Source organism: Amycolatopsis rhizosphaerae, assembly GCF_007713715.1.
GTDB classification, from domain to species: Bacteria; Actinomycetota; Actinomycetes; order Mycobacteriales; family Pseudonocardiaceae; genus Amycolatopsis_E; species Amycolatopsis_E rhizosphaerae.
Window position 1 is genome coordinate 1 of sequence record NZ_VJWX01000536.1, and the last position, 4,750, is coordinate 4,750.

General features: G+C 72.2%; 3 protein-coding genes and 1 riboswitch. Of the genes, 2 read left to right on the plus strand and 1 reads right to left on the minus strand.

Annotated elements, in window-relative coordinates; all coding sequences use genetic code 11:
- Positions 1–2,179 (plus strand): ComEC/Rec2 family competence protein (locus tag FNH05_RS32450; protein ID WP_144592662.1); only part of this gene is annotated, 2,179 nt, incomplete at its 5' end.
- Positions 2,180–2,187: 8 nt separating this feature from the next.
- Here the strand turns inward: FNH05_RS32450 and thrC are convergent.
- The gene (gene thrC, locus FNH05_RS32455; protein WP_144592663.1) at positions 2,188–3,453 is read right to left on the minus strand and encodes a threonine synthase; all 1,266 of its coding nucleotides are present in this window, start codon (positions 3,451–3,453) and stop codon (positions 2,188–2,190) included.
- 12 nt (positions 3,454–3,465) lie between these two features.
- A riboswitch (SAM riboswitch) is annotated at positions 3,466–3,598 on the minus strand.
- A gap of 114 nt (positions 3,599–3,712) precedes the next feature.
- Between thrC and holA the strand changes: the two genes are divergently transcribed.
- Complete coding sequence (gene holA / locus FNH05_RS32460; protein ID WP_246128075.1) at positions 3,713–4,687, plus strand: DNA polymerase III subunit delta; 975 nt, start codon at positions 3,713–3,715, stop codon at positions 4,685–4,687.
- Positions 4,688–4,750 lie beyond the last annotated feature (63 nt).

The window sequence follows — 4,750 nt, forward strand, 5'->3', positions numbered from 1 at the left end:
GTTCCCGGGGGCGGCCGCCCTACTGGTGTCCGGTGTCCTCCTGGCCGGGCCGGTGACCCTGCGCCTGATCGCGGCCCGTGACGACGCGCTGGGTGCTCCGGCGCGCCACGGTGCCGAGGCGAAACTGCGCGTGACCGTCACCGAGCGGCCCAGGCCCGTGCGTTCCGCCGGGTATGCGGACCGGCAGGCCGGGGCGAGCAGCGTGGTGATCGGCGCCGAGGTGATTTCGGCCGAGGTGCGCGGTCACCCCGTCGCGTCGTCCGGGCGAGTCGTGCTCCTGGCGCCGTTCCAGCAGTGGTCCGGGCTGCTGCCGGGGCAGGAGGTCACTGCCCGCGGGGTACTCGCGCCACCCCGCGGGTCGGCCCTGACCGTGGCCGCGGTGTCCGTCCGCGGGCCGCCCGCCGAGATCGGGCCCGCACCCTGGTGGCAGTGGAGGGCGGAGTCGGTGCGGGCGGCCCTCCGGGCAGCGTGCTCGGTGCTGTCCCCGGAGGCGGCCGGGCTCCTGCCGTCCCTGGTCGTCGGCGATACCAGCGGGGTGTCCAGCCAGGTGGACCGCGAGTTCACCGAGGCGGGACTGTCCCATCTGATGGCGGTCAGCGGGAGCAATCTGGCCGTGGTGGCGGGTGCGGCGCTGCTCCTGTTACGGGTGCTGCGTGCGGGTCCGAGGGCGTCCGCACTGGTCGCGGGGGCCGTCCTGGTCGGTTTCGTGGTCCTGGCCGGCGGGGAACCGAGCGTGCTGAGGGCAGGGGTGATGGGCGCCGTGGGCCTGCTCGCCCTGGCGCTGGGGCGGGCACGGTCGGCCCTGCCCGCGCTGGCGGCCGCGGTGGGCGTCCTGGTGCTCTACGACCCCGCAATGGCCGTGAACTTCGGTTTCGCCCTGTCGGTCCTGGCCACCGCGGGGCTCGTCCTGGTGGCACCGCGCTGGGTCACGGCCATGATCCGCCGCGGGATCCCGCCCGGGATCGCGGAGGGGCTGGCCATCCCGCTCGCCGCGTTCCTGGTCACCGCGCCGGTCCTCGCCGGGATGGCCGGTGAGGTCAGTGTGGTGTCCGTCGCCGCTAACGTGCTCGCGGCGCCCGCGGTCGCACCGGCGACCGTGTTGGGGGTGGTGACGGCCGCGCTCGCCACGGTCTGGCCCGAGGCGGCCCGGCTACCCGCCCTGGCGGCCGGGCCGGAAGCCGAATGGCTGCTCGCTCTGGCCCGGCACGCCTCCCGGGTGCCCGGTGCGCTGTTGCCATGGCCCGCGGGCTGGTGGGGTGCTCTCCTCGCGGCGGTGGTGGTGGCCGTGCTGGTGCTCGCCTTCCGCCGTCCGGCACTGCGGATCGCGCTCGCCCTGGCACTGGTGTGCGTGCTGCTCGTGGTGGTGCCGGTCCGGGTGATCGCACCGCAATGGCCGCCGCCGGACTGGGTGGCCGTTTCCTGTGACGTGGGCCAGGGCGATGCGGAGGTCCTCGCCACGGACGATCCCGGCCGCGCCGTCCTGGTCGACACCGGTCCCGAGCCCGGCCCGGCCGACGCCTGCCTCGGCCGCCTCGGCGTCGACCGCATTCCCCTGGTGGTGCTGAGCCACCTGCACGCCGACCACATCGGGGGCCTGGACAGCGTCTTCGACGGGCGCTCCGTCGGCGCGGTCGCGGTCGGGCCGGGACGGATGCCCGGGTGGGCGTGGCGCCAGGTCGCGGAAGTCGCGTCACGGCACGGCGTGCCCTTGCTGGAACTGGACATCGGCCGTCGGCTCGACTGGCCCGGACTCACCTTGGAGGTACTCGGACCGCACTACGTGAACCCCCGCCAGGGCGACGAAACCGACGGCACCGGGATCAACAACACCTCGGTGGTGCTGCGGGCGACCACCCGGGCCGGCCGGGTCCTGCTCACCGGGGACGTCGAACTCCTCGCCCAGAGCGCACTGCTCACCGACGGCACCGACCTGCACGCGGAGGTGCTCAAGACACCACACCACGGAAGCCGCTACTCGCTGCCCCAGTTCTTCGCCGCGGTGTCCCCGCGGGTGGCACTGGTCAGTGCCGGTGCGGGCAACCCCTACGGTCACCCCAGTAGGTCCACAGTGGACACACTGGCCGCGGGTGGTGCGCTCGTCGCCCGCACGGACACCGACGGCGATGCGGCAGTGCTCAGTCAGAAGGGAGAACTCGCGTTGGTACGCAGGGGAAAGTGAGCGTGCGGTCAGCTTTCGAGTGCCTGGCGGACGGCGTCGGCGTTCGGCGGCACTGTCGCCTTCGGACCGATCCGGCCCTCGACGGCGTCCAGTGTCTTCAGGCCGTCGCCGGTGATCAGCAGCACCGTCTCCGCTTCGGGGTCGAGCTTGCCGGTCTCGATGAGCTTCTTGGTGGTCGCCACGGTGACCCCGCCGGCGGTTTCGGTGAAGATGCCCTCGGTCCGCGCGAGCAGGCGTATGCCCTCGACGATTTCCTCGTCGCTGACGTCCTCGATCGCGCCGCCGGTGCGGTGGACCGTGTCGAGCACGTAGGGCCCGTCCGCCGGGTTGCCGATGGCCAGGGAGCGCGCGATGGTGTCCGGCTTGACCGGCTGCACCACGTCGTAGCCGTTGCGGAACGCGGCCGAGACCGGGGAGCATCCGGTGGCCTGCGCGCCGAAGACCTTGTACGGGCTCTCTTCCACCAGGCCGAGGCTGCCCAGTTCGCGGAAGCCCTTGTCCACCTTGGTCAGCTGGGAGCCGGACGCGATCGGGACCACGATCTGCTCCGGCAGGCGCCAGCCGAGCTGCTCGGCGACCTCGAAGGCCAGGGTCTTGGAGCCCTCCGAGTAGTACGGGCGGACGTTGACGTTCACGAACGCCCACGTGTCGTGCTCGGCGGCGAGCTGGGTCGCGAGGCGGTTCACGTCGTCGTAGTTGCCGTCGACGGCGATGAGGTTGCCGTCGTACACCGCGGTGGTGAGCACCTTCGCGCGCTCCAGCGAGGACGGGATCAGCACCACCGAGCGCCAGCCGGCCCGGGCCGCCGCGGCGGCCACGGCATTGGCCAGGTTGCCGGTCGAAGGGCAGGCAAGGGTGTCGAAACCGAACTCCCGCGCGGCGGCCAGCGCGACGGCGACCACGCGGTCCTTGAACGAGTGGGTGGGGTTGCCGGTGTCGTCCTTGACCCACAGCCGCTTCAGGCCGAGGGCCTTGGCGAGCCGGTCGGCACGCACCAGCCTGGTACAGCCCGGTTCGGTGTTCGGGATTTCCTCGACGTTCGACGGCACCGGCAGCAGCTTCTTGTACCGCCAGATGTTCTTCGGCCCGGCTTCGATGTCCTCCCGGCGGATCCGGCCGAAGTCGTAGGCGACCTCCAGCGGCGAAAAGTCCTCGGCGGAAACGAATTCCGGGGCGAGCGGCTGGCGGTGACCCTCCTCCTTGGAAACCAGTTCCACGGCGGGGCCCAGGTCCAGGGCGCGGCTGGTCGAAGCAGTCCTGAGGGTGGCAGTCATCGCGAGGTCCTTTCCTCATCTGTCCCGCCGGGGCGGGCCGGAATTGGCACCGTGGTCGTCAGCTACCTCGCGGAATCGAGATGACAGGCTGACGCCGGTTGCCGGGGCTTCATCGGGCCGTTCCCTCTGCCCCTCTGGATGAGCGGTATTCGATTGTGTGCGGCGGCCCTTCCGGGCGGTACGCGCCTAACACCATACGACAGGGCGTTCTCGTGGCGCCATGCCCCTGCGGGGTTCGTCACCGTGGCAGGATCGTGGCGTGAGCTCGCCCGTGGTCCCGTCCCTGCATCTCGTCCTCGGCGAAGAGGAACTCCTCGTCGAGCGTGCCGTGCGTGCCGCGCTCGAAACGGCCAGGAAGGCGGATCCCACGGCGGAACTCACGAAGGCCAAGGCGGCCGAGCTCACCGTGCCCGGACTGGCCGAACTGGTCAGCCCCTCACTGTTCGCCGAGGGCCGGGTGATCGTGCTCGAGGCCGCGCAGGACATAGGACAGGAACTCGCCGACGCCGTGCTGTCCTACCTCAAGATGCCCGCCGAGGGCGTGGTGCTCGTCGTCGTCCACACCGGTGGCGGGCGGAGCAAGGCGGCCAAGGCGCTGCCCGCCGCACTGCGCAAGGCGGGCGCACAGGTCACCGAATGCCCGAAGATCACCAAGTCCGCCGAGCGGGAAATGTTCGTGCGCAACGAAGTCCGGCAGGCGGGGGGCCGGATCGAGCCGGGCGCGGTGGCCGTGCTCCTCGATGCGGTCGGTTCGGATCTGCGGGAACTGGCGTCGGCGGCGGCCCAGCTGGTCGCCGACACCGGGGGCAAGGTGGACGAGGAGGCGGTCCGCCGCTACCACCGGGGACGGGCCGACGTGACCGGTTTCGCGGTCGCGGAGAAGGCCGTGGGCGGTGACCGGGCCGCCGCGCTGGAGTCGATGCGCTGGGCCGAGCAGATCGGCGTGCCGCACGTGCTGGTCGCGGATGCGCTCGCGGACGCCGTCCGCACGATCGCGCGAGTGTCCGCCGCGGGCCGCGGCAATCCGAACCAGCTGGCGGGCGAACTGGGCATGCCGCCCTGGAAGGTGCGCAAGGCACAGGGGCAGTCGCGCGGGTGGTCCCCGGCCGGGCTCGCCGTCGCGATGGGCATCGTGGCCAGGGTGAACGCCGAGGTCAAGGGCCAGGCGGCCGATCCGTCCTACGCCCTCGAACGGGCGATTCTCGACCTCGCCGACGCCCGCGACCGGCACTGACGGCATCGGCGGCACTGGCGGCACTGGCGGCACTGGCGTTTCCCCGGACAGGCTGCGCAACGA

Bases quoted from the DNA above. Each gene is read 5' to 3' on its own strand.
- thrC (WP_144592663.1), bottom strand. From the start codon at position 3,453: ATGACTGCCACCCTCAGGACTGCTTCGACCAGCCGCGCCCTGGACCTG.